24 protein-coding genes are annotated in these 22674 nt (G+C 39.1%); 6 read left to right on the top strand and 18 right to left on the bottom strand.

Going from position 1 to position 22674, the window contains the following annotated elements; all coding sequences use genetic code 11:
- Positions 1-51 precede the first annotated feature (51 nt).
- Positions 52-369: a cytochrome c gene (locus MHB44_RS09625; protein ID WP_341302574.1), complete on the top strand. Its 318-nt coding sequence runs from the start codon at positions 52-54 to the stop codon at positions 367-369.
- 45 nt (positions 370-414) lie between these two features.
- Here the strand turns inward: MHB44_RS09625 and MHB44_RS09620 are convergent, their stop codons facing one another.
- The 10 genes from MHB44_RS09620 to MHB44_RS09575 form a co-directional block, all read right to left on the bottom strand.
- Complete coding sequence (locus MHB44_RS09620; protein WP_341302573.1) at positions 415-1887, bottom strand: IPT/TIG domain-containing protein; 1473 nt, start codon at positions 1885-1887, stop codon at positions 415-417.
- A gap of 8 nt (positions 1888-1895) precedes the next feature.
- Positions 1896-2366, bottom strand: a complete 471-nt coding sequence (locus MHB44_RS09615; protein ID WP_053995903.1) for a hypothetical protein — start codon at positions 2364-2366, stop codon at positions 1896-1898.
- A 589-nt stretch (positions 2367-2955) separates the two neighbouring features.
- Positions 2956-3105 carry a hypothetical protein gene (locus MHB44_RS09610; protein WP_341302572.1) on the bottom strand — a complete coding sequence of 50 codons (150 nt, stop codon included), beginning with the start codon at positions 3103-3105 and terminating at the stop codon, positions 2956-2958.
- Between the two features lie 7 nt (positions 3106-3112).
- Complete coding sequence (locus MHB44_RS09605; RefSeq protein WP_341302571.1) at positions 3113-3439, bottom strand: hypothetical protein; 327 nt, start codon at positions 3437-3439, stop codon at positions 3113-3115.
- Between the two features lie 25 nt (positions 3440-3464).
- Positions 3465-3845 carry a hypothetical protein gene (locus tag MHB44_RS09600; protein ID WP_341302570.1) on the bottom strand — a complete coding sequence of 127 codons (381 nt, stop codon included), beginning with the start codon at positions 3843-3845 and terminating at the stop codon, positions 3465-3467.
- A 183-nt stretch (positions 3846-4028) separates the two neighbouring features.
- Positions 4029-4553 (bottom strand): hypothetical protein, encoded by a 525-nt coding sequence (locus MHB44_RS09595; protein ID WP_341302569.1) that lies wholly within the window; start codon positions 4551-4553, stop codon positions 4029-4031.
- Between the two features lie 316 nt (positions 4554-4869).
- The gene (locus MHB44_RS09590) at positions 4870-6420 is read right to left on the bottom strand and encodes a hydantoinase/oxoprolinase family protein (RefSeq protein WP_341302568.1); all 1551 of its coding nucleotides are present in this window, start codon (positions 6418-6420) and stop codon (positions 4870-4872) included.
- Complete coding sequence (locus MHB44_RS09585) at positions 6413-7516, bottom strand: DUF917 domain-containing protein (RefSeq protein WP_053995907.1); 1104 nt, start codon at positions 7514-7516, stop codon at positions 6413-6415. The genes MHB44_RS09590 and MHB44_RS09585 overlap by 8 nt, the downstream gene beginning before the upstream one ends.
- A complete protein-coding gene (locus MHB44_RS09580; protein ID WP_341302567.1) occupies positions 7513-8781 on the bottom strand; it encodes a cytosine permease in 1269 nt (422 codons plus the stop codon). Before MHB44_RS09580 ends, MHB44_RS09585 begins: the two co-directional genes overlap by 4 nt.
- A 121-nt stretch (positions 8782-8902) precedes the next feature.
- On the bottom strand, positions 8903-10495 hold the full coding sequence (locus tag MHB44_RS09575; RefSeq protein ID WP_341302566.1) for a PucR family transcriptional regulator ligand-binding domain-containing protein: 1593 nt from the start codon (positions 10493-10495) through the stop codon (positions 8903-8905).
- 142 nt (positions 10496-10637) lie between these two features.
- On the opposite strand from MHB44_RS09575, the gene MHB44_RS09570 reads away from it, so the two are divergent.
- Positions 10638-11471, top strand: a complete 834-nt coding sequence (locus MHB44_RS09570; protein ID WP_341302565.1) for a pentapeptide repeat-containing protein — start codon at positions 10638-10640, stop codon at positions 11469-11471.
- Positions 11472-11498: 27 nt separating this feature from the next.
- On the opposite strand, the gene MHB44_RS09565 is transcribed toward MHB44_RS09570, so the two are convergent.
- The 8 genes from MHB44_RS09565 to MHB44_RS09530 all read right to left on the bottom strand — a co-directional run bounded on the left by MHB44_RS09565 (position 11499) and on the right by MHB44_RS09530 (position 18806).
- Positions 11499-13217 carry an FTR1 family protein gene (locus tag MHB44_RS09565; RefSeq protein WP_341302564.1) on the bottom strand — a complete coding sequence of 573 codons (1719 nt, stop codon included), beginning with the start codon at positions 13215-13217 and terminating at the stop codon, positions 11499-11501.
- The gene (gene efeB, locus MHB44_RS09560; RefSeq protein WP_341302563.1) at positions 13192-14451 is read right to left on the bottom strand and encodes an iron uptake transporter deferrochelatase/peroxidase subunit; all 1260 of its coding nucleotides are present in this window, start codon (positions 14449-14451) and stop codon (positions 13192-13194) included. The genes MHB44_RS09565 and efeB overlap by 26 nt, the downstream gene beginning before the upstream one ends.
- 6 nt (positions 14452-14457) lie before the next feature.
- Complete coding sequence (gene efeO / locus MHB44_RS09555) at positions 14458-15327, bottom strand: iron uptake system protein EfeO (protein ID WP_341302562.1); 870 nt, start codon at positions 15325-15327, stop codon at positions 14458-14460.
- Between the two features lie 163 nt (positions 15328-15490).
- On the bottom strand, positions 15491-16690 hold the full coding sequence (locus MHB44_RS09550) for an MFS transporter (protein WP_341302561.1): 1200 nt from the start codon (positions 16688-16690) through the stop codon (positions 15491-15493).
- 11 nt (positions 16691-16701) lie between these two features.
- Complete coding sequence (locus tag MHB44_RS09545; protein WP_341302560.1) at positions 16702-17130, bottom strand: MarR family transcriptional regulator; 429 nt, start codon at positions 17128-17130, stop codon at positions 16702-16704.
- A gap of 326 nt (positions 17131-17456) precedes the next feature.
- A complete protein-coding gene (locus MHB44_RS09540) occupies positions 17457-17954 on the bottom strand; it encodes a hypothetical protein (protein ID WP_341302559.1) in 498 nt (165 codons plus the stop codon).
- Entirely contained in the window at positions 17947-18285 is a 339-nt protein-coding gene (locus tag MHB44_RS09535) for a nuclease-related domain-containing protein (RefSeq protein WP_341302558.1), read from the bottom strand. The genes MHB44_RS09540 and MHB44_RS09535 overlap by 8 nt, the downstream gene beginning before the upstream one ends.
- A 290-nt stretch (positions 18286-18575) precedes the next feature.
- Positions 18576-18806, bottom strand: coding sequence for a hypothetical protein (locus MHB44_RS09530; RefSeq protein WP_341302557.1), 231 nt, complete (start codon positions 18804-18806; stop codon positions 18576-18578).
- Between the two features lie 147 nt (positions 18807-18953).
- Between MHB44_RS09530 and MHB44_RS09525 the strand changes: the two genes are divergently transcribed.
- From MHB44_RS09525 to MHB44_RS09510, 4 genes are all read left to right on the top strand, one after another.
- A complete protein-coding gene (locus MHB44_RS09525) occupies positions 18954-19661 on the top strand; it encodes a class I SAM-dependent methyltransferase (protein WP_341302556.1) in 708 nt (235 codons plus the stop codon).
- A gap of 96 nt (positions 19662-19757) precedes the next feature.
- Complete coding sequence (locus MHB44_RS09520; protein WP_341302555.1) at positions 19758-20888, top strand: DUF418 domain-containing protein; 1131 nt, start codon at positions 19758-19760, stop codon at positions 20886-20888.
- A gap of 76 nt (positions 20889-20964) precedes the next feature.
- Complete coding sequence (locus MHB44_RS09515) at positions 20965-22011, top strand: sensor histidine kinase (RefSeq protein WP_341302554.1); 1047 nt, start codon at positions 20965-20967, stop codon at positions 22009-22011.
- Positions 22008-22613: a response regulator transcription factor gene (locus MHB44_RS09510; protein WP_341302553.1), complete on the top strand. Its 606-nt coding sequence runs from the start codon at positions 22008-22010 to the stop codon at positions 22611-22613. Before MHB44_RS09515 ends, MHB44_RS09510 begins: the two co-directional genes overlap by 4 nt.
- Positions 22614-22674: the final 61 nt, after the last annotated feature.

Below are 22674 nucleotides of genomic sequence, written 5' to 3'. Positions count from 1 at the left end.
GTAATTACTCAATCTGACCGCTCGAAAGAATAGATGTTGGGAGGGGAAACATTGAAACAATATGTAAAGTTTTTCATAGTCATAGGTACAATATCAGCAACCCTATTAACTGCTTGTAGCAGCAATGAACAGCAGGCTGAGCTCGACGCAGATTTAGTAGCAGAAGGTGAAAAAATTGCGAAATCTAGCTGTATCGGCTGCCATGCTGCTGATTTATCAGGCGATATGGGACCGAATTTACGTCAGCTAAAGCTATCAAAAGAGGAAATTGTGGAAGTGCTTGAAAAAGGGAGAGGCTCCATGCCACCAGCCACTGCAAAGGGGCATGAAGAAGCAGTTGCTGAGTATTTGTTGTCATTACAATACTAAAAAAGGCTGATGGGAAATTTACTTTCCTATCAGCCTTTCTTCATTTTATTCCGTTACTTCAAAATACATACGCAATGCAGGGATACCTGTTCCAGGATGATCATCGCGATATGTTAATTGTGGGTTTAAATATAGATTGGGTTGAATTTGCTGCCCTTTATAGATGGAAGGGTAAATGTCAATGGCGCGATGGCCTGTATCACCCGTTGCCACTAAAGGAAGCTTAATCGTTCCTTGACTATTAAATCCGCAAATATACCCAACATATGAATTGTCATATGTTACGGCTAAAGCATTGTCAAATTCAGTCCAGCCTGAGCCTTTAATTTCTACAACAAATTTCGTACCAACAGGACCAGAGGATGGTGTAATCGACACAATGGATGGTAAAATGCGAAGCGCTGTTTGCCCATACACCTCATCCTTTACTTTCACATCAATTAGATGAGGTAGTCCGCCTAGATCATCAGGAATAGCAAATGTGTATGTTAAGCTTCCCTCTGCATCTGTCTTTAAACTTTTCTCCAATGTGTTGACTTTTTCACCATAGCCGGCAGCGGATACACGGTTACCAACCATCGTATGCCAATCTATTGATACATTTTCGTTTTTTGGTAGCCCATTAGCAGTTAATGTGACTTCTTCTCCAACGATACCTTCCTCTTTATTTAATGAAACCGTAACTCCCTTTTTATTTTTTGGTGGATCTAATTCAATACCCCCACCTGCTGCAGTAGGCGCTTCCTCCACATAGCTCTCAACGGTAATTGGCTGTTCATTTGTTACATTAAATGTAAAATGTTCTGTATGGATATAATTAATGGCTGATTCTGAGCGATTTAAATAAGGCGAGCCAGATGAGCCACTTTCAATTGTAATCGAATGATCGCCTTTATTGCCTGTAGCACGAATGACAGCGGTAGCCGAGCCTTTTGTCGAAACGCCTGTAATCATCCCTGTATATTTATTATCATAATTCAGGTGCCATAAGCTACCATACATTTTCCAGCTTAAGCCTTCACCTTTAATGGTAATTTCTGTTCCAATAGGGCCAGATTCAGGACTCATCGTAAAGACTGTTTCCACAAAGTAATTTGCTTTTGCTACAACTGTATCTTTTTGGTGAATTAAAATATCATGGTCATCACCAAAGCCTTGCGGAATTGTAATGGTGCCTTCCCATTTTCCATTGCTATCTGCTTGTGCCGTTAAAAGCTCTTGATCATTTGGCTCATATGTAGTACCGATAAAGGAGTAATTTTCCTCCATCTCATATTTGCCGATCATATCCGTCCAAACAACTGTTAACGGCTCATTCGGCATTAATGACTCCGCGGTAAGCTTTACTTCATCACCAATACGACCTTTATCTGCACTAAGATTTAATGTACCCTGTAATGCAACCTCTTTTTGCTGGGTGTCCTTTTTATCGCCAGTACTTTTCTCCTCTTTATCACTACAGCCGACTAGCAACAGCAGTAGCAATGCTGAAAATACAATCGTATACCTTTTCATCATAGGCTTACTCACTGTGCAGAACTTGCAATAATTGTTAATTTAGAAGGCGCTACATTAAATGGCTCATAAGAATATTCCTTGCCATCAACTTCAGCAACATATTTATAATCTAATGTACCAGTAGGGAAATCTTCTGGAATTGTCCAGCCAACTGTATAAAGCTCTGTTGCTTCCTCACCGTGTGGTCCTCGTGCCATTTCCATTTCTTCCCCATTACCTAACACAACTTTCACTTTCGCGTCACCAATAGCCTCATTTGTTTTTAAATCGGTTACATTAGCACGGAATACAAGACGATGTCCTTGCTCAAAGCGACTATTTACAATACAAACTGCATCTTCAACAAGATGAGAGTTAATTGTATCACCTGTAACAGCGATATAGCTCACCTCTTCCTCCTCTGTAGCTGAACAGCCAACTAACAATGCTGCTGCCATAACAGAACTGCCAATAAAAGTAAAAATACGCTTTCTAAACATTGGAAATTCCTCCCTTTTAAAATATTATTTATCTATTTTGTATGTCTTTGATGAGCAAAATGGTAAATAGGATACAATTCAATTATCCTACTTTTCAGAATAATAAGTCAATGGAATTTTAGAATATTATAGCGAAGAAAGTAATTTGATGACGAATGAAGGGTGATGCTGAATTAATAAGAAGTTTTATAATCAATCTATGTTGAGCTTTGAATGTAAATGATACAAGCCACTCTATTATTTTTTCAAAATCAAAAAACAATCATTACTATGAATGGGAAAATAGGCGCAAAACCAATATTTTGCCAAGCATTATTTGCTTCCAAAATAAAATACAAGGGGTAGGGATGTTAGTGTACTGCTCAGCCTCTATACTCCTGAACGCTTAACGATTGTCCATAATAAAGGAAAAAAGTGCAATAACAACGGAAAAGCTCTAACATAAGAGCATTCCTATTCCACCCTCAGTATCTAACGCAAACAATTGGCTATGCTCAAATAAAGTAGCGATGTTTTAGGCTCCCAAAGCTAAATTGGATGACTTTCCATTTACTATTCTTGATACTAAAATCACAATAAAATGCCTGCTTTACTTTTCGAATTGCTGTAAAATATGCAGTATTCTCGTTTTTGCAGCATAGCCTACTAAATTTCCGTATTGACGGTCTTTGGCTGCACGTGCCCCAAACTCAGCAATCCAATCTCGTCGTCCAGATTTATCTGCCTCTGTTTCATACATAGTAAAATTAGCCGAAACATACACGGGAGCATGTTGTTTGATATAAATTAGTAGCCTTTTCATAATCAAATGTTAAGGTTACCACTTCCTTAAACGTAATTTCACCAGCTTTATAAAGCCTTGTTGCGACTTCCTTCACCTCATCAAATGTGGCATTTTGCATATTATATGTTTGTGCAAGTTCTTCCCAAATATTTGTAACAATAGATTGTGAATCGTTTATTTTTGGTACTGTAAATAAAGTGATTTGAGCCTCTGCCTTCCCACGATTACTTACTAGATTCCAAGAATTGAGCTGTGTAGAACCAATTGCCCCTATCATCTTGTTATCCATCCCTTCATTCTATATTTAATCATCCTTAAATTGCCCTTGTATACGCATTAATCGTTGAATTAAACATGTTTTGCCTAAATAACTTAGCATGTTTAGGATTTCCTAACCCTTGACGTAAATCCAGCATGCCTAGCTCACCCATTCTATTCAGTAACGGAACTAGCCAACTCCCACTTGACGCTCCATTTAACATATGTATTTGACCAGATGATAATTTGGAAACTTTACTTGCATCAATCGGTTCAGTGGCATTTTTTAGCGCATCCATAAATCCTTTCATATCATTTCTATACCCGATGACTTTCCCATTTTCATCTTTTATATCTATCTTAAATCCCTTGTATCCATATGCACCTCTAAGCATAAATAACTGCATACTAACAGCTAGTTCCCTAGTCATTTCCATCAACATTCTCCTCCTTTCACACCATCTATCATTTTGTTACTGTAAACTATGAAAATTATTTTTTCCCTTTCTTATATTTAGTATCGGCTCCCTCCATCAAATCTAAAGTAAATAACCAATAATGAAAATCAATATATATTATGGGATATATAGGAATATAATCCTTGATATATAGAAAACATACTAATCATATATCCCCCATTCAAACAAAAAATAATGACTATCAGATTGCCCAAATATGTAATCATATGTATAGCCCTTTTTTATTTGAATAGCTTCAATGTGATTCAATCTAGTGAAAAGCTCTTTAACAATTGATTCTGTTACATTCAGATAGGTCAATTCATTTTTAAATCTCCATCTAAACTCATCTTTGTTTACTAACTCAAGACAAATATATTTTTTGGGATAATATTCATTAATCCAGCCATCTGCTAACGCTTTTATCCATTGTTCATCTGAAGGGTCTGGATCATCATTTATATCCCATTCCTCTCCATCGAATAGTTCTTTTTTAAATATTGCAGAAAATGCCTCTTGAATATGATCAAATTGACTTTTTTCCGCAAATATTAAATCCACTTGCATTACGTATTTATCTCTGAATTCATATACATCAAAAGATAAATTTGATAACCTTACATTTGCAATTTGTCTAGCAAATGAATTGTGATCATCAAGCAACTTTTGAATTTCCTTATTAATCATATAATTTCCATTCCTTTATTTTACTTTTCTTCCATTAAAACAATAGTATAACAAACCATATTATTTAGATAACGATTCTCCTTTCATCATTGTATATAAAATTTGCTTATATTTTTAGATATTCACTAATTAATGGCTCTACTTACGTCTTAACAAGTATTAATTTGTAGAATTAAAAAAAGACCAGCCTCAAAATTAATTGAGAACCGGTCTTGGCTTTATACTTACTTTAATATATTTATCATAGAAGCGCTTGAGCAAGGTTACCATCTGCTCACATGTTCATGACTCACTAAAAAAATTCATACTTTTCCCATTACACCATATGCCCTACTACCTTTACTTTTAAGCGTGTAGCATTTTCTGGATGATAGGCAAGTGGTGTTTCCTCTACCTCTACAAGCTCAATTGACTTCTCTATTGCACCTGCTAAGACAGCTTGTTTAACGGCTTTGCCTTGGGCATCCTTTAGAGAATCCTCGCGAGACTCTCTTGCATAAATATAAATTTGCTCGTATTGACCGCTAATTTGAGCGATGGATGCACCAATGGCATTAGCTACACCGCCATATTCCGATTTTACAATATGGGAAACGCCTCGAATTTTTTCAGGCACAATCACAGCGCCACCGCCGACTAACACCAGTGACACATCCTCTGAGGAGGTTTTCATTTTATCAATAGCCTGCTCCAGTAAAGCAGCAATTTCCTTTTGTACATCCTTCGCAAAGGCTTCATCAATATGTGCTACTAATTGAGGATCACCAACGTCTGCCAAGCCTAGACGTACAGCTATATCTGTTGTTGTTAATGTGGAGCCGCCGAAAACAAGTGCCTCCTCGTTAATGCGATAGCCAACACTATCTGGTCCTACCGTAATGTTATCATTCTGTACACGTACAATACTGCCACCACCAAGACCAACCGAAATAATATCAGGCATTCTAAAGTTTGTACGAATATCCCCTACCTCCACGGCAACAGAGGACTCTCGTGGAAAGCCATCCTGTAATACACCAATATCGGACGTTGTGCCACCAACATCTAACACCATTGTATTTTGAATTTGGGATAAATACGACGCACCACGTATACTATTTGTTGGACCACAGGCAATTGTTAAAATCGGGAATTGCTTGGCATAATCAATGGACATTAATGTGCCATCATTTTGACAGAGGTAGACCTCTACATTTGAAATTCCCTCCGCTTGTAGTGCTTGCACAAAGCCCTGTGTCGTTGTATCAATTACCTTACACAAAGCAGCATTTAAAATTGTTGCATTTTCACGCTCAATTAAGCCAACAGAGCCAATTAATGAAGAGCAGGAAATAGGAAAGTCCTTACCATATACCTCCTGTATCCATTGGCGAACCTGTAATTCTTGGTCATTTTTAATAGAAGAAAAGACACCCACAATGGCAATGGATTCTACTTGATCGTGCCATTCTGCTAATAGCTTTGTAATTTCCTCCTTATCAAGTCCACTTAATAATTGACCATCATATTCATAGCCGCCATGCACAATAGCATATTGCCCTGATAATGTATCAATCATATCCTTTGGCCATGCTGTATAAGGAAGGACAGAGGCCGTTGCTGGATAGCCCAGTCGAATTACACCAACCTTTGCTAACTTTTTACGCTCTACAATCGCATTTGTACATTGCGTTGTGCCTAGCATGGCATGCGTAATTTTTGTTTTATCAATATTTGCACCCTGAAGCAGCTCCTGCAATGATTGTTCAATCCCTGATTTGATATCTAAGCTTGTTGGTGATTTTACACTGTAAATTAACTGACTATCATGGTCTAAAAGGATAGCATCCGTATTTGTTCCACCTACATCAATTCCAATTTTATACATGCTCTGCTTCCTCCTTTTTCACCATTTCCTCAATCGGCGTATACTCATAGTCATAACCAAAGTATCGTGGTCCCGCTGTTTCAATGCCCTTGGCTGTACGCCATTTTTTATGTGCTGGTAAGCCAATTACACGCACACGCTTGCCATATTTCAAGCTTTCGGTTGTGACAGGCTGTAATGTTTCAAAATCCACCAAGCAAATTAAATCTGGTGTCATCGCAATAACCTGCTCATTTTTCTCTGCAATTAAATTTTCATTTTGGAAATGAACCTTCATTTGGTCCGCTTTATACGTATCAATACCCTCTAGCACCATTTTTCCAAGATTAAAGCCACCCTTTGTTTCACGAATGACATCGACAATTTTTCCTTGGAATAGCTCGTATCCTTTTACAAGCGTTAGTAGGCTCTCTAGCTTATCATTTACTTCCTGATCTTTAGAGGCAATAATTTCACCAATTTGTTCAGATAGTGTAATAATATGATGCACACCACTTTGCTTAATTTGCGCCCCTGTTGTTGGATATAAGCTTACTAATGAGCTAGCCCCCATCTCAACAGTCGCTGAGCGTGCTATGCGCTCTGTCCATTTATTATCGATGGTTTCGAAAATACCAATATTACCTTTTTCATCTGTAATCGCCATTGGTGTTGCGGAAATGCCATCAAGATGAAAGGTTACCATTTGCAGCTCTGGAAATGCACGTCCCATGCCATCACAATCAATTAATGGTAAGCCTAGCTGTGCTGCCACAACAATCGGAATCATAGAATTGACGCCACCCGCCTCCATTGGATATGTGCCAGCAATTTTATCCTTGCCTAAGTATTGGGCAAGCTTTTGAAAAACTTTGACAAACTCATCGCCACGTGGGAATTTTTCAATTAGTACGGATGGTGCACCCATCATCGCTGCTGGAATAAAAAAGTCCTCATCTGCTACTTCATCCACTGAATATAATTTTACAGGACCATTTTTTTCGATAGCGGAAAGTGCCATCAGCTTGCCAATATACGGATCGCCACCTCCGCCCGTTCCTAGAAATGCTGCGCCAATCGCAATATGTTCAATAGCTGCTTGATCTAAATATCTCATTGCTGTTCCTCCAGTACGACCGTTTTTTGTGCGGATATACGATACCCAATATAGTAAAGAATAAATGAAATGATAATACCGATCATCGGATTATTTGGTAATGCTGGTAATTCAGGGAATAAAGAGAAGAAAACAGGTAAGCAGGCTATCACTGCCCCTACAAGCCAAGAAAAGACGCCTAATCGATTCACACCCTCTACCTCATGCCAGCTCGTTTTATTGCCTTTATGAATCACCCAATATGAAGCAATCATTACCCCTGCAACAGGTGGAATCATCGCTGATAAAATCGACATAATTGGTGTAAAGTAATTTAAAATGCCGATAACCGCTAAGACAGTGCCAATTGTTCCCGCAACGCCAATTGCGATTTTTTCTTTATTTTTAGCAACATCAAAGACATTAATGAGCGCAATGCCTCCTGAAATCGCATTGACTAAGTTTGTTTTCCATGTTGCTAAAATTAAAGCAACACCACCAATAAACGGTGTAGCAATATGGAGAAATACAGCGGTTAAATCACTTGTTTGATAAGCAATTGTTAATACAGCACCTACGCCAATCATCAGCACACCAGCAGGAATAATCCCTAATGTAGCAGCTTTAAAAACATCTGATCGTTTTTTGGAAAATTGCGAATAATCACCTGCGATTACTGCCCCTAATGCAAAGGAGCCAATTGTTACAGCTAGGCCATCCATAAAGCTCATCGTGCCCTGTGGCTGATAGTTACGAATCAATTGTAGTTGATCACCTGTTAATGTTTGTACTAAACCATAGATACAAATAATTACTAAGATTGGTACAGCAATATAGCTTAAGATTCGTAGCACCTTCATCCCGTACATAGCGGATACAACCATAACTAGTCCGCTAATCAAAGATGCAAGTGGTACGGGTATCGTCAAATTGTAGACTGCTAATAAATTGGCAAGGGCAACCCCACAAACATTTGCCTGAATCCCAAACCATCCTAAACAAGCAATACTTAAAATAATGGATAATATGGTACGAGAGCCTTTTTTGCCAAATACTTGTCCAGCAATATGAACGGTTGGCTTTGCTAAATCACTGCTTTGCATGCCCTGTAATACCATAATAAAGACCACAATGGCATAGCCGACAAACGCAACAGCAAGTGCCTTTGGTAAACTCATATTGGTAATAAGTGCGTTTCCTACTAATAAACTTGGTATACAAATCATGGCGCCAGCCCAAATAATTCCTAAGCTATACCAGGATTGAACGTTATTGTCGTTTTTCATGCGACTCCCTCCCTGTTGATGAATGTTTTTAATTATAAGAGAAAGCTATACTACACGTCTTTTGCCTAAATGAAAAAAATAATCTGAAATTTTGTTCAAAATGACAAAATTTCAGATTATTCTATCCATTAATTAAGCGATAAAGCATACAAGCCATATAAACATCATAAAATTCCGAGTAAGCTGTAATATCTGTCCCAAGCAGCTCACTAATTTTTTTAATACGATATTTCACCGTATTTTTATGAATATAGAGCAGCTCCGCACAGCGCTCTATACTGCCCTTTGCATCGAGTAAAAAGGCAATTAATGTTTGTAAAGAATCCGTATCATGCAAAATAGGCTCAATCACTGCTAAATATTCTTCAATGATTTCCTCACCCTGCTTACTTGCATCAATAGCTCGCTTCATTGAGCGAACTTCCGCGGCTGTAAATAATTTGCGCATGGGATAAATTGTCTGCGCTTTGTCGCCTACTTGATTGACCAATTGATACATTTGCCGCACTGTTTTCGTGCTTTTCATATTTGGCGCATAGACAATTTCGGCAAGCTGGGCATCATACATCGTTGTTTCGCTATATTCCACCGCAATATCAAACTCATGATGCTTATACAAGCAATTGCCTAATAGCACAATGATACAATGGTCAATGCATTGAATCACCCTTGTTTGATAGTAGGTGGAAAGCTGCCCCTCTAATTCCTCTCGAATGCTTTTTTCATCTGCCAAATCGTGAATATAGACAAGCCACATCATTTGAATGGCAGAGACCTCAATATGAAGGAGGTTTGCCAATCTTCGCATTTTTTCACTTTCATCATTAATAATTGCCTTCATAAGGGCATATTCACTAACCTCATCATGCTTATCTCCCCATAAATTAATGGCTACTTGGACAACCTCACTAACCTTTTCCATTGTTTTGGCAGGTAGCTTGGTATTTTCCTTAATTAAAAATAAAAAGAGTGGCTCTCCATTTTTTTGGTGTACACGTTTATATTCCACAACACAAGAAACATCCTTTTTTTCCAATGCCAGCTTGCCCGCCTCTCGGTGCGTATGTGTTTCAGCACATGTAGCAATAACATCTACAACATTCAATGTGGAATTTCTAGGCCACATTACTTGGTTCATAATGTCAAAATGGCTAGTTGTCAGCACAATATTGACCTTTAATCGATCCGATAGCATTTTTAGCGTAATTTCCACACTTCTTAAATGCTCTGGCAGCAAGGATACCTTTTCTAATGTTTCCTGAACAAAATGATCATTGACACCCTCATTGTTGACAATTGCCTCCATCACCTCATAAATGACCTCATTATAGCGTAAGGAGTAATCATTTCTTGGCATACAAATAATAATAAAGCCCTGCTCCTCTGCTAAAGCAAGAACCTCCTCCGGAATATCAGGCAAAATTATCCCAACATAATATAAAATAAGACCTAGCTCCCCTAGATCATGCAAATGCTGAATCGTTTCACATTGCTTCTCCACACTGTCGCGAATGGAATAAAACGAGCTAATGACAAGCTCCTCTGCATACCATTCCTCCTGCACACGATTAATAATTTTAGAATAAAAGTCAACATTTGATACTTCTAGTACAGACAGCGAGGATACTGTGCGATGCAAATTATCCTGACCCGTTAACACCTTTGCTCCTCGAAAAGATGGCAATTGTAGTAAATCTTTAACCGTTACGCCCATGTTTTATCACCAACTTTTTCAACATTCTTGTGAAGAAGAATACCATATTCCCTTGTATCTTTCAAAATGTCTATCATTCAATTTCCAATCTGTTAATGATAAAATAAGCACTAAATTAATAAAGCGAAAGAGGGGAGCAGGAATGTCTAATCATCTATCAATTGCTATAAAGGTTCGAGAAAGTTTGCAGGCTGATTGTCAAAACTGTTTTGGCTTATGCTGTACGGCCTTAAATATTGTCGCTTCCAGTGACTTCGCCATCAATAAACCAGCAGGCAAGCCATGTCCAAATTTACAGCAAAACTATCATTGCCGTATTCATAGCGAGTTAAGAGATACAGGCTTTAAGGGCTGTACGGTTTTTGACTGCTTAGGGGCGGGACAGCAGGTTTCACAGATTACATTTAAGGGGCAAGATTGGCGACAATCTCGTGCACATGCGGAGAAAATGTTTCAGGTTTTCCCTATTATGGAGCAGCTCTACGAAATGATTGCTTATCTAGCGGAGGCTTTATCCTACCAGGTGGATCATGCGCTTTATCAGCAGCTCTTGGCCCAACTGGAAGAGCTTCAACAACTAATAGAGCATGATGCTGCTACCTTATTAGCATTGGATATTATTGCTATCCGTATGCCTGTGAATGCACTATTGCTTCAAACAAGCGAGCAAATCCGACTAAAAGGCAAGGCGGCTAAAAAATTAAATCAGCGTGGGGCTGATTGGATGGGCAAAAATTTAAAAGGCAAGGATTTACGAGCTACTGACCTAAGAGGTAGCTATTTAATTGCAGCGAACTTACAGAATGCTAATTTACAAGAGGTAGATTTTATTGGGGCTGATTTAAGGGATGCCAATTTACGTGGCGCTGACCTTTCGACAAGCATGTTTTTAACACAAATGCAAATCAATGCCGCACAGGGAGATCGTTTCACAAAATTACCTTCTTATCTAAAACGCCCAGCACACTGGCATTGAAAAAAGGTAGATGGCGATTGACACCATCTACCTTTTTTGTTTCTTTTTATAGAGCATCGTAGCCGCAACCAACACGAGCAAAATAGCCTGACCAATCATTGTTTCCACGGTTGGATAAAAGCCAATCCAGCTAATTACAGGCAAGCCGTCAACAATCGTTGTGGACAGATTATCTGTAAGCTGTAAGGTATGCAGACTAACACCAATAATTTTAAAGGCTAATGCATAAATAAACACCGTTGCAACTGCGAAAAATTTATGAATGGGAATTTTGCCACTTGCTTTAAACAGTACAATCGCCAACACTGCTAAAATAAGCAATGCCACGCCAATGCCAAGGATAAATTGGGATGTCTCCATTTTCGGAGCAATACCCGCGTAAAAGACAAGCGTTTCTGCTCCTTCACGAAAGACGGATAAAAAACTAATCATCGCCATCGCGAAAATAGAGCCACTAGAAATAGCATTGCCCATTTGCTTGGAAATATAGCGATTCCAGCTCGCCACACTTGATTTACTATGCAGCCAAATGCCCACTCCAATCATCATCGCTGCTGCCAATAAACCAACATAGCCCTCCATTAGTTCTCGATTTGTATCAATCGTTGCCGAGTTCAAAATAGTAGACATCAGAACCGCCGCCACTGCCGAAAGCAGCACGCCAACAAATGCGCCAACATAAATCCATTTGCGCATCCTGCTTTGTCCTGATTTGTCCAAGAAGGAGACTAGTGCCAAAATAATCAGCAAAGCCTCTAGTCCCTCACGTAGCAAGATCAGTGCAGCATCCCAAATGGTGTAATCCGGATCATCTTGAATCAATTCAATTTCTGTGCGGAAATTCGCTAATTTCTTGGTAATCGCCTCTTGATCGACAGATGATTTTAGTAAATCACTGACAATAATCGGCATATCACTTTCAATTTTTGTATAAAGGCTACCATTACGCGTGGAGATTTCAATTTCAACGCTTGGCCAAATCTTAATAAAATCACGGATTTTATCAGAGGCCTTTTTATAGTCGCCTGCATCTATCAAATCCATTGCTTCATTAATATAAGCGAGCAATGTTGCTAATGAATAGTCTCCCTCTATCGCTTCTGCTGTTTCCTTCCCAGCAACAAAGTCCTCTATTGTTTGCTGTAAATCTGCAAATTGCGCTTGCATCAGCGCTATATCAGGCTCCTCAGCGGAAATGGAGATACGCAGAAATGCCATTTGCGTTTCGATTTGCCCATACATTGCTATACTTTGTTCACGCACAGGACGCTCATGTTTATTCCATTTATTATTAAAATCTTTGTAGGCTTGATCAATCGCCTCGATATTCCCACCTGCTAAAGCTTTTTCAAAGTCTACCATAATAGGCTTAAACTTTTGACCAAATTCTGCCCGCTGTGCCGCTTCATCCACTGGATTTTCCAGCTTTTCTAAAGCGCGCAAGGCATTGGATAGTGCTGATAAGGCCTCTAAGCGCTCTTCTTTAGACGCAGCCTCAGTTGCCTGCACAAGAATTTCATCAACCTTTGCTTTTGCCTCTTTTTGCTCAGATGTAATCTTCGCCCAATCTGTGGCAAATTGCTCAAGTGCTTTTTTTGCCTCTGCTTCTTTATCCTGCTTTGTATTGATCAGCGCATCACTAATCGCGATATATAAATGACTATAGGATTGCGCAGCTTGCACGGGTAACGCTAAAGCTAAAAAAAGGCAAGCGATTATGCTACAGCGCATTAAAAAGTGCTTCACCTATGTAACTCCCCTTTTGTACGCCAGGGAAGCAGGCAAACACTGCACTGCCTCGATGGGTAATATATTCATTCATTTTATCCATGCGCCCTAGGCTATTTTGGACGGCGATAAATTGAGCTGGGTCTTTTTGAAACGAGATAAACAGTAGCCCCGCATCATGTGCACCTGTATTGGACAAAACCCCTGATGCATAGGAATAAGAGCGCCGTAGCATACGTGCACCAGATTTACGGGCTAAATGAACATGTGAGATATCAGGTATGATATAGTTGCCATCCTGATCCTTTGCCTCTACATCAAACTCATCAAACTCGCCTTCTTTACCAAGGGGTGCACCACTATCACGGTAGCGCCCAAATGTTGCCTCTTGATCCTTTAAAGATGTACGGTCCCATGTTTCAAGATGCATTTGAATTTTACGGGCAATTAAATAAGAGCCGTTTTTGAGCCAGCCCTTATCCACCCACACAGTTTTCTGTAAGTCCTGCTCATCTGTTATAGTTGGATTTACTGTACCATCCTTAAAAGCAAAGAGATTGCGAGGTGTGCCCCCATCTACTGGAAATGCATTAAAGCCAGCCTGTGACCATTTAATCGCTACTTTACCAGACGCAGCGCGCACTAAATTACGCACTGCATGAAATGCTACTTGTGGATCATCTGCACAAGCCTGAATACATAAATCACCGCCTGTCGATTCCTGCTGTAGCTGATCCTTCGGGAAATGCGGTAAATCCTTTAGCTCTGCTGGCTTAACATGCTGCATACCTAGCTTATCAAACAAGGATGGACCAACCCCAATAGTTAACGATAAATGAGCAGCATCTAAACCCTCTGCCTCACCTGTATCCCCTGGCGGCACTCTTGTATTAGTTGTCATATCCACCATTTGTTCACCATTCATTAAGCGTACCATCAAAGGTGTCCATTGCTGAAATAATTGCTGTAATTCCTTTGGAGATGTCACTAGCACATCTAGGGACGCAAAATAAATATTGGTCTGGACAGGTGTTACAATACCTGCCTGATGCTTGCCGTAAAAATCAACTTTATGTTTTGCTGTTGTGCTATCAGCAACAGGCTCAAAAATAGTATAGCCCATTGCCTTCATCACACCACCGAAGCCCGAGGCACCAACAGCTACCCCTGCCACACCAACACCTGTTAGCTTCAACATATCACGTCTTGAGATTTTTTTATCAATCCATTTTTCATCATTTGACGCTGTCATTTATGCTCACTCCAAAATAATACCCATTTGACTTAATGGCTCTCCAAGCTGGTTTACTGCCGCTGCAAGTGCTTTTGTGTTGTCCTCTGTTAATTCCTCATAAGATACATAGCCACCATCAGCCGTTGCATGCTGCGCTAATAGATCATCCACTGCTTTGAATTTCTCATCAAGTGTTGACACTAATGCGGAATCTTTCGCTTCTAATTTTGAGCGTAAAATTTCAAAGATTTTTTCTGCACCTTCAATATTCGCTTTAAAATCATAAAGGTCTGTATGTGAGTAGATTTCTTCCTCACCTGTAATTTTAGAAGTGGATACTTCATTTAATAAATCAACTGCCCCTGTAATCATTAAATCAGGTGTCACTTCCACTGTTTGCACAAGTGCATGTAATTCTTTTGCATCTGCAAGCAGTTGATCTGCTACAGCCTCATAGCCCTTTGTTGTATTTTCTTCCCATAATGCATACTCCAACTTATGATAGCCTGACCATTCTTCCTCGCCTTTTCCTTCTTCTTGGATATCCGCTAAACGTCCATCAATGCGTGGATCTAAGTCACCGAAGCTTTCCGCGATTGGCTCTGAACGTTCAAAATACATACGAGCTGGTGCATATGCTGCTTTTGCCCCTTCAATATCGCCTGCCTTAAATAGATTCACGAATTTTTCTGTTTCTAGTAAAAATTGATCCATTTGCTCTAAGGCAAATTGTTGATAGGCTGATAGTTCAGAAGATAAATCTACCCCTTGTGTTTTTTGATCTGCCTGTTCTGTTGCGGGCTTGTCCTCTTTTTTTACTTCCTCTGTATTGCCACAGCCAGCCATTAAAAGACCCCCTGCCACTACCACAGATAATAATGCTTTATATTTCATACTTCCTACCTACTTTCCAGTTAATTTTATACTTTGAATGATAATGATTATCACAATTGATTACAAGCCTATTTTTAATTAAAAGAAAAAAACGTCATTTTTCAGTTGTTCTTTACAAACAACTAGAAAAAAGACGTTTTTTCTACAATATAATGATTCTAATCTACAAAATTTTTGCTTGTTTCAAATTTTCATGTTTTCCATGTAAGAAGTAATACAGCACAATTGACGCTAAAATGACAAAGACCATCGAAAGGAAAATTGAGCCGTAGCCCATAGAAGGTACAAATAAGCCTAAGAAATAAGGCCCGACACCTAAGCCTAAATCATAAAAAATAAAATACGTAGATGTCGCAAGTCCTAAACGCTCATTCGGTGTTACTTTGATGGCAATCGCCTGTGCCACTGAGTTGAAGTTCCCATAGCCAATTCCGATACAAGCCGCAGCGATTAAAAAGGCCATCGTTGTTGTTGCTGAGCTGAAGGCGTACATGCCAATTGCAAACAACACTAAGCATGGATAGATAATTATATTAGCCCCTCTTGTATCAAGCAATTTCCCTGTAAATGGACGTGTCGCCAAAATAACAATGGCATAGATAATAAAGAAGTAGCTGCCTGCTGCTACTAAATCTAGTTCCTTCGCATAAAACGTCATAAACGACATGACACCTGAATACGCAAAGCCAATCACAAGTGCCACAAAAGCAATCGGTACTGCGCGCATTTCAATAAAGTTCGTCACTTTAAAGCCAGCCTTCACAGCTGTATCCTTCGCTTTTTTCGGTGCATCTGGCACAGTCACAATGAAATACATAAAGAAACAAATAATAGCTAAAACAGAGTCGACTGCAAAGATCATGCGATAATCTTCAAACAGCTGTGTTAATAATATCCCGACAAATGGGCCAATAGCTGTGGCTAAAATGGCGCTTAAGCTATAATAACCAATTCCTTCCCCACGGCGCTCAGCCGGTAAAATTTGTGCAATAATGGTACCTGTTGCTGTACTTGCAATCCCTAGTGCAATCCCCTGTACTAAACGATTGACCATCAGCAGTGGTAAATTGCCTGCTATAAAATAAGACATTGTTGATAACATAAATAATAGCAATCCGCAAAATAATGTTTTTTTGCTACCCCAGTCACCAATAATGCGCCCTGTCCCAAGACGACCTAATAGTGTCCCGATAATAAAAATACTCGATACAAGCCCTGCTGTACTTGTAGAGGCATGAAAATGCTCCACCGCATAAGCCGCAATCGTCACCATTAATAAATAAAAGATTAACGTAAGGGTAAAATTAATAAGTGAGACAATTAAAAAATCCTTTGTCCATAGTTTCGTTCTGGTTGCTTCCACGTTACTCTCTCCTATTGATTAATATTCATACAAATCCGTGCTAAAACCTCTGTCGCAATATCAATATCTTGCTTTGGCACACCTGCTAATGCTTGCTCAAAAAATGATTTTAGCTGTAATTGAATTTTCTGCACAAGCTCCTCCCCAAATGGTGATAAGTACACAAGCTTTTCACGCTTATCCTTGCCCGTTGCTGTTTCCACATAGCCTAGCTCTATCAGTTTATGAACAAGTTTTGTAACACTTGGCTTCTCAATCGCCATAAAATTAGCAATTTCTACAAAAGAATGCGGTCCTTTATCTCTTAAGAAACGAAGGACTGCCCATTGCGAGCTATATAACTGATATGGTTCAAGCTGAATATTCAGCTGCTTAATAAATGGTCTGTACATTAAACGGTACTGATTGAAAAAATCCTGTTCAATCGTCAACAATATCACTTCCTTGCAAATTAGTTAGCCTAACTAACTATATACCCCAAATTCACATTTGTCTAGTAAGAAAGCAGAGAATATGGATTATATATCCTACTAAATTATGGCTTTACGTAGCGTACCTGTCGCTTTTCATGTTCTATCTGTTACTCTGCGTATTCTATACGTCACTTTCTGTATTCTATCCATCATTTTCCCTGCTCTATCCACCTTTAATTTTATAAGCTACCATTCAGATCGCTTGAATTGGTAGCTTCTTCTTTAATGTATAATCCAATATTTTCGATGTCTTTTAGTGCCCTCTACTTTTAAGGGCATTTGCTGACGCGAGTTTATATGCTCTCTGTGGAGAATCGATAGCAAAAAACTCGCGTCAGCATAGATCCAACTAATAAATGATAATCCTCTAATGTTTGATACAACGCATTGTGTTCTTCTGCTCCACAGCGTGGGCAAATCCATTTTTTATAGTGATAGCGCAAACATTGCCCATCAGCACACTGGCTACATAGCACACTCTTTATTATTTCTTGCAATGACACCTTCATTTCTTTTGTCACTTTTTGATGCATCGACAAAAGTAGCATAGCAAATCGAAACAGCTTCTTTGTATCCTTCTCCAACAGTGGATATTGCTGTAGCCATTTTTGCATATGTGTACGCAAACCTGTAACATGAAAAATCGACTGCTCTCTAAAACTTTCTATTAAAATCCCGTTTTTCGATGCTACCACAACGGCATGTAGGACAGGCAAATCAAGGCACTCCTGTTGTAACAGCGATTTCATCCACGTCACATGCCGTGCAACCTGCTGAAACGGATCAGTCATACCTTCCTTCCACCACACCTTCTGCTGTGGTACGCGAAAATTGTGAAAATGCTGCATGGTATGAAAGAATACCTGTTATATTTTTAATCTCTAAAATAAGGACAAAATGAGGGCAGAGAAAAATAGTGTCCATTTGATGGGTAGAGCCAAAGCGATTTATTGTTTGGAAGTTATGAAGAAAATAATGTGGGGAAGGTAACTCGATTTCTAGCCATTCGGCGTCCACGCACTGTTCACCAGCAAAGCCTGCTTGGATACGCCGTAAGTGCTCATCATAATTTCTATACTCGTGATGGCTACTAGGCAATCTTCGGATCATTTCTTCTACCATTTTTTTGTAATTCTGATGGTTGTCGTACCAATATAATCATCTATTCACCTCCTACCAACATTATATAAAAAAAGAACCTCAGCAAAGGAGGTTCCTAAAAATTTGTCATCTATATTTTGTAAAATAAATTTTTTATTACATTTTAGTAGATAAAAAGGCTGGATATTTGAGCCGAAACAAGCGACCATCATTATTTTTCTGCTCTTTATTCATCACTTTGCACGGGTTATCCGCTACTTTCTTTATCTTATCCGCTCCACAGTGCGATTCCTACAACTCTGTGCATCCATTTATCTAAATAAACTCAACAAGGAGCCCATTTGTCTTAGCATATTTACGCCATTTGTAATTATTCCGACATGCCCCATAATGGTATTGACATGGTCTGGTAGTCTACCTTGTGTTGGCTGATTGGGAGAAATGTAGGGCTGCATCTGTCTAGCTCGATAAGGAGGGCCAAAGTTTTGGCGATACCTTGGCGGATAGGGTCTTCTTCTAGGTTCTGGCTGAAAAAATGGCATCCATTCACCCCCTATCTATCTTGTTTTACTAGTATATGTAGAAAGCTTAAACGTGCATTAGACTTTTGAAGAAGTAGGAAAAAATATCAACCTCTAGTGATTCGCAGTGTGTAGCTAGCATTCTTTTCATATCATAAGAAAAAGAAGGTGATTCTTATTCAAGATTCGTCGTATCTCGATTTTTTAGCTAAATTTGGTGTTGGCGGTGCACATCCTGGCGGCATTCAGCTATCAAAGGAGCTATTGAAGGCAGAAAACATTCAGCAAACCGCCCATATTTTAGATGTTGGATGTGGCACAGGTCAAACGGCGGCTTATTTGGCAGCTTCCTATCAAGCAAACGTAACAGCTCTCGATAGCCACCCCCTTATGGTAGCCAAAGCAAGGCAAAGAATGCATAAAGCTCGATTACCTGTCCAAGTTATACAAGGTTCGATTGAGCAACTACCATTCCCAGATCAATCATTTGATTTAATTATTGCCGAATCTGTGCTGGCATTTGTTCCTCAGCAACGTGCTTTACAAGAAATATATCGTTTATTAAAGCAGGGTGGCCGCTTTATTGCTATTGAATGCACCATTCCTCCATCACTGCCCTCTTCGCTAGCAAAGACAATCCAGAAATTTTATGGATTTGAGGCGCTTCTGACGAAAAAGGGGTGGGTTGATCTATTGCAACAGTCTGGCTTTCAAGCGATTCGTATACAAAAAAATAAAACGATCTCCTCTCCCCCTGAATTTTATCTCTCCAAGGATATTGAACCTGCACTTTATCAAGTAATGGAGCAGCATATGATGATGAATGAAAAATATGAAAATAGTTTGGACTATCGTATTTATTCCTGCACAAAATGACACCTGTCATAAAAATTCTTTGACTGCTGTGAATAGGTTTTCTTTTTGCGTTTTCTTATCATGTAGGTAAGAAGACAAAGAAAGAGGGATTATATCATGCAAACACAGCAAAGACTACCCTTTATTGATATCGTAAGAGGATTCGCTGTTTTAGGAACGCTTGGCACAAATATTTGGATTTTTGCTTATCTAGGGGATTTATCATATATTACAACGGCTAACTATATTGGTTGGTGGTCCTTCAACGACTTTTTACGAATGGTAGTATTATTTTTAGTCAATGGTAAATTGCTTGGGCTCTTAACAATTATGTTTGGCGTAGGCTTACAATTAAAATATCAGCAGGCATTAAGAAAAAGCCATGCTTGGCCCGGTGTCTATCTTTGGACAATCGCCTTTTTAGGGTTGGAAGGGCTGCTTCATTACACACTTGTGATGGAGTACGATATTTTAATGAGCTATGCTGTCACAGCTTTTATCGTTGCCTTTATCCTCAGATTGGGTGACAAAGTCATGACATGGACTTTCTATCTAATTGGTAGCTTTCACATCCTTCTGATCCTGCTTATTTTTATTAGCACCTTACAAGGAGCTGCTATTTCCTTAAATGGGATGGAAACCGTTGTTACATTGTATGAAAACGGTACATGGCTCGCACAGGTACAGCATCGCCTGACGAACTTTTTATTTTATCGCACGGAAGCTATTTTTATTATTCCTCTGAATATCTTTTTATTTTTACTTGGCGTGAAGTTTATGCGTAATGGTGTGTTTTCACCAACGGATAAAGGGCGTCAAGCTCGCCGAAAGCTGTTTAGGATTGGCGTTTATATTGGCATTCCCTTTAATCTTCTTATTTTTATACCAGGAGGCCTTTTTGATTTACCTGTTCGTTATGTATGTGCACCGATTTTATCAATTGGTTATATTGGAATTTTAGGTAAACTGGTAGAATATAAGAGGTTAGACTGGCTTTGGCAACGCTTTGGAGACATCGGTAAAATGTCTTTGAGCTGTTATGTCCTCCAAAATGTGCTAGCATCTATTATTTTTTATGGTTGGGGACTTGGCTTAGGTGGGCAATTAAATAGTAGTCTCATCATTATCATTTGGCTAACCCTGTCCTTCTTACAACTTATGATAGCGTCAACTTGGATACAGCGATTTCATATTGGTCCGATGGAGTGGCTCCGTAAAAAAACTATTCAAGCCATGGCGCATCATTAAAGAAAGGATGGTGTAGGCGATAAACATTTATCCAAGAGACCAAGCAAGACATTATTTAATTATTGATGCAGTAGCCTTGATTTTCCTTATAACGCTTGTCTTAGGGTCAAATTCGGCAATTCCATTTGGTGTTAAAATAGCGATTCTCATCGTGTATCTAGTGGCTTTTTATATTGCTTTATGGCATCGAGATTGGAAACTACTACTTGCTTCACTAGTTGGCTTTATACTTATTGCAATATTAGGTATTTACGAAGATGTATATATGCTTATCTTCGGTTTTACCTTTGCCGATTTACTTGGAAGAGCCAAAGCAAAATGGCATATTGCGTGTGGTATATTAGGCATTGCTGGAATGTTCCTCACAGTCATGTGGATGGAAACTGGTCCACTTCTACACATCGAATCACAGCTATTAATACCGATAATGATAATTCAGTTAGTGTTCCCTATACTTATTTATTTTGTAGAAAAATCAAAGAATCTGCAATCTGAACTGGCTGAGGTGAACACGCAGCTTGTTCAGCAGGAGGAAAGACAGCGTATTGCTAGAGATCTTCATGATACAATTGGTCATACACTAATGATGATTAAAGTGAAAACAGAACTGACTACAAAACTTATTGATCGTGATCCTACAAGCGTTAAGCAAGAATTAAATGATATATTATCCACAACGCGTACAGCCTTAAAACAAGTACGTGAGCTAGTGTCTGATATGAATTTTATTTCATTACAAACGGAGCTTGTCCATTGCCAACAGCTTTTACAAAGTGCAAATATTACAACGACCCTCAGCAACCATTGTCCGAAAATCGTTCTTTCAAGTGTGGAGGAAACAATGCTAGCTTTATGCTTACGTGAAGCCACGACAAATATACTCAAGCATAGTAAGGCAAAAAATTGCCGTATTACGATACAATGTCAAAATGGTCAGTACACGCTTGCTATCAAAGACGATGGGATTGGACTACAAAATAAAGGATTCGGCAATGGGATCAACTCGATGCAAGAAAGAATGCATGTTCTTCAAGGTTATGCCTTATTTGAAGGGGATACAACGACAGGTACAAGCGTGTTATTCAGCATACCTATTCAAAATGGAAAGGAGCCTCCGACATGATACGTGTTTTACTAGCAGAGGACCAACAAATGTTACGTGGTGCCTTAACATCACTGTTAGCATTTGAGCCTGATATTGAGGTAATCGCTGAAGTTGCGGATGGGCAACAAGCGTGGGACTATATCCAGCAGGAGCTACCTGATATTTGTCTTGTCGATATTGAAATGCCCAATCTATCAGGCTTAGCGCTTGCCGAAAAAATAAAACAAGCAAACTTGCCTTGTAAAGTAATGATTGTGACAACCTTTGCACGACCTGGCTATTTACAAAAAGCTATGGACTGCGAGGTACATGGCTACCTATTAAAGGATGAGCCGATTGATTATTTAATCGCTACGATTCGGAAAATTATGCAGGGTGAAAGGGTGGTGAGCAAGGATTTAGCTGCTACCTTGTTTATGAAGGAGCAAAACCCTTTAAATGAACGAGAGATTGCAGTGCTACAGCTTGTTAAAGAAGGCTTAACCACCCAAGAGATCAGTAAACAATTATTTTTAACAAAAGGCACCATCCGTAATTATTTATCGACCGCTATTCAAAAGCTACAGGTTGAATCGAGACAGCAAGCTGCTCAAGTTGCTAGTGACAAAGGCTGGTTATGATTATAATAGACAAAGTCAAAAAATTCGACTTTGTCTATTATTCAGAAAGTATATTATATTT

Source organism: Lysinibacillus sp. FSL H8-0500, from assembly GCF_038051955.1.
Taxonomy (GTDB): Bacteria; Bacillota; Bacilli; order Bacillales_A; family Planococcaceae; genus Lysinibacillus; species Lysinibacillus macroides.
This window is presented reverse-complemented; position numbering and strand designations above follow the sequence as displayed.

Bases quoted from the DNA above. Each gene is read 5' to 3' on its own strand.
- MHB44_RS09620 (WP_341302573.1), bottom strand. From the start codon at position 1,887: ATGATGAAAAGGTATACGATTGTATTTTCAGCATTGCTACTGCTGTTG.
- MHB44_RS09615 (WP_053995903.1), bottom strand. From the start codon at position 2,366: ATGTTTAGAAAGCGTATTTTTACTTTTATTGGCAGTTCTGTTATGGCA.
- MHB44_RS09610 (WP_341302572.1), bottom strand. From the start codon at position 3,105: ATGTATGAAACAGAGGCAGATAAATCTGGACGACGAGATTGGATTGCT.
- MHB44_RS09605 (WP_341302571.1), bottom strand. From the start codon at position 3,439: ATGGATAACAAGATGATAGGGGCAATTGGTTCTACACAGCTCAATTCT.
- MHB44_RS09600 (WP_341302570.1), bottom strand. From the start codon at position 3,845: ATGGAAATGACTAGGGAACTAGCTGTTAGTATGCAGTTATTTATGCTT.
- MHB44_RS09595 (WP_341302569.1), bottom strand. From the start codon at position 4,553: ATGATTAATAAGGAAATTCAAAAGTTGCTTGATGATCACAATTCATTT.
- MHB44_RS09590 (WP_341302568.1), bottom strand. From the start codon at position 6,420: ATGTATAAAATTGGAATTGATGTAGGTGGAACAAATACGGATGCTATC.
- MHB44_RS09585 (WP_053995907.1), bottom strand. From the start codon at position 7,516: ATGAGATATTTAGATCAAGCAGCTATTGAACATATTGCGATTGGCGCA.
- MHB44_RS09580 (WP_341302567.1), bottom strand. From the start codon at position 8,781: ATGAAAAACGACAATAACGTTCAATCCTGGTATAGCTTAGGAATTATT.
- MHB44_RS09575 (WP_341302566.1), bottom strand. From the start codon at position 10,495: ATGGGCGTAACGGTTAAAGATTTACTACAATTGCCATCTTTTCGAGGA.
- MHB44_RS09570 (WP_341302565.1), top strand. From the start codon at position 10,638: ATGTCTAATCATCTATCAATTGCTATAAAGGTTCGAGAAAGTTTGCAG.
- efeB (WP_341302563.1), bottom strand. From the start codon at position 14,451: ATGACAGCGTCAAATGATGAAAAATGGATTGATAAAAAAATCTCAAGA.
- efeO (WP_341302562.1), bottom strand. From the start codon at position 15,327: ATGAAATATAAAGCATTATTATCTGTGGTAGTGGCAGGGGGTCTTTTA.
- MHB44_RS09540 (WP_341302559.1), bottom strand. From the start codon at position 17,954: ATGACTGATCCGTTTCAGCAGGTTGCACGGCATGTGACGTGGATGAAA.
- MHB44_RS09535 (WP_341302558.1), bottom strand. From the start codon at position 18,285: ATGGTAGAAGAAATGATCCGAAGATTGCCTAGTAGCCATCACGAGTAT.
- MHB44_RS09530 (WP_341302557.1), bottom strand. From the start codon at position 18,806: ATGCCATTTTTTCAGCCAGAACCTAGAAGAAGACCCTATCCGCCAAGG.
- MHB44_RS09520 (WP_341302555.1), top strand. From the start codon at position 19,758: ATGCAAACACAGCAAAGACTACCCTTTATTGATATCGTAAGAGGATTC.
- MHB44_RS09510 (WP_341302553.1), top strand. From the start codon at position 22,008: ATGATACGTGTTTTACTAGCAGAGGACCAACAAATGTTACGTGGTGCC.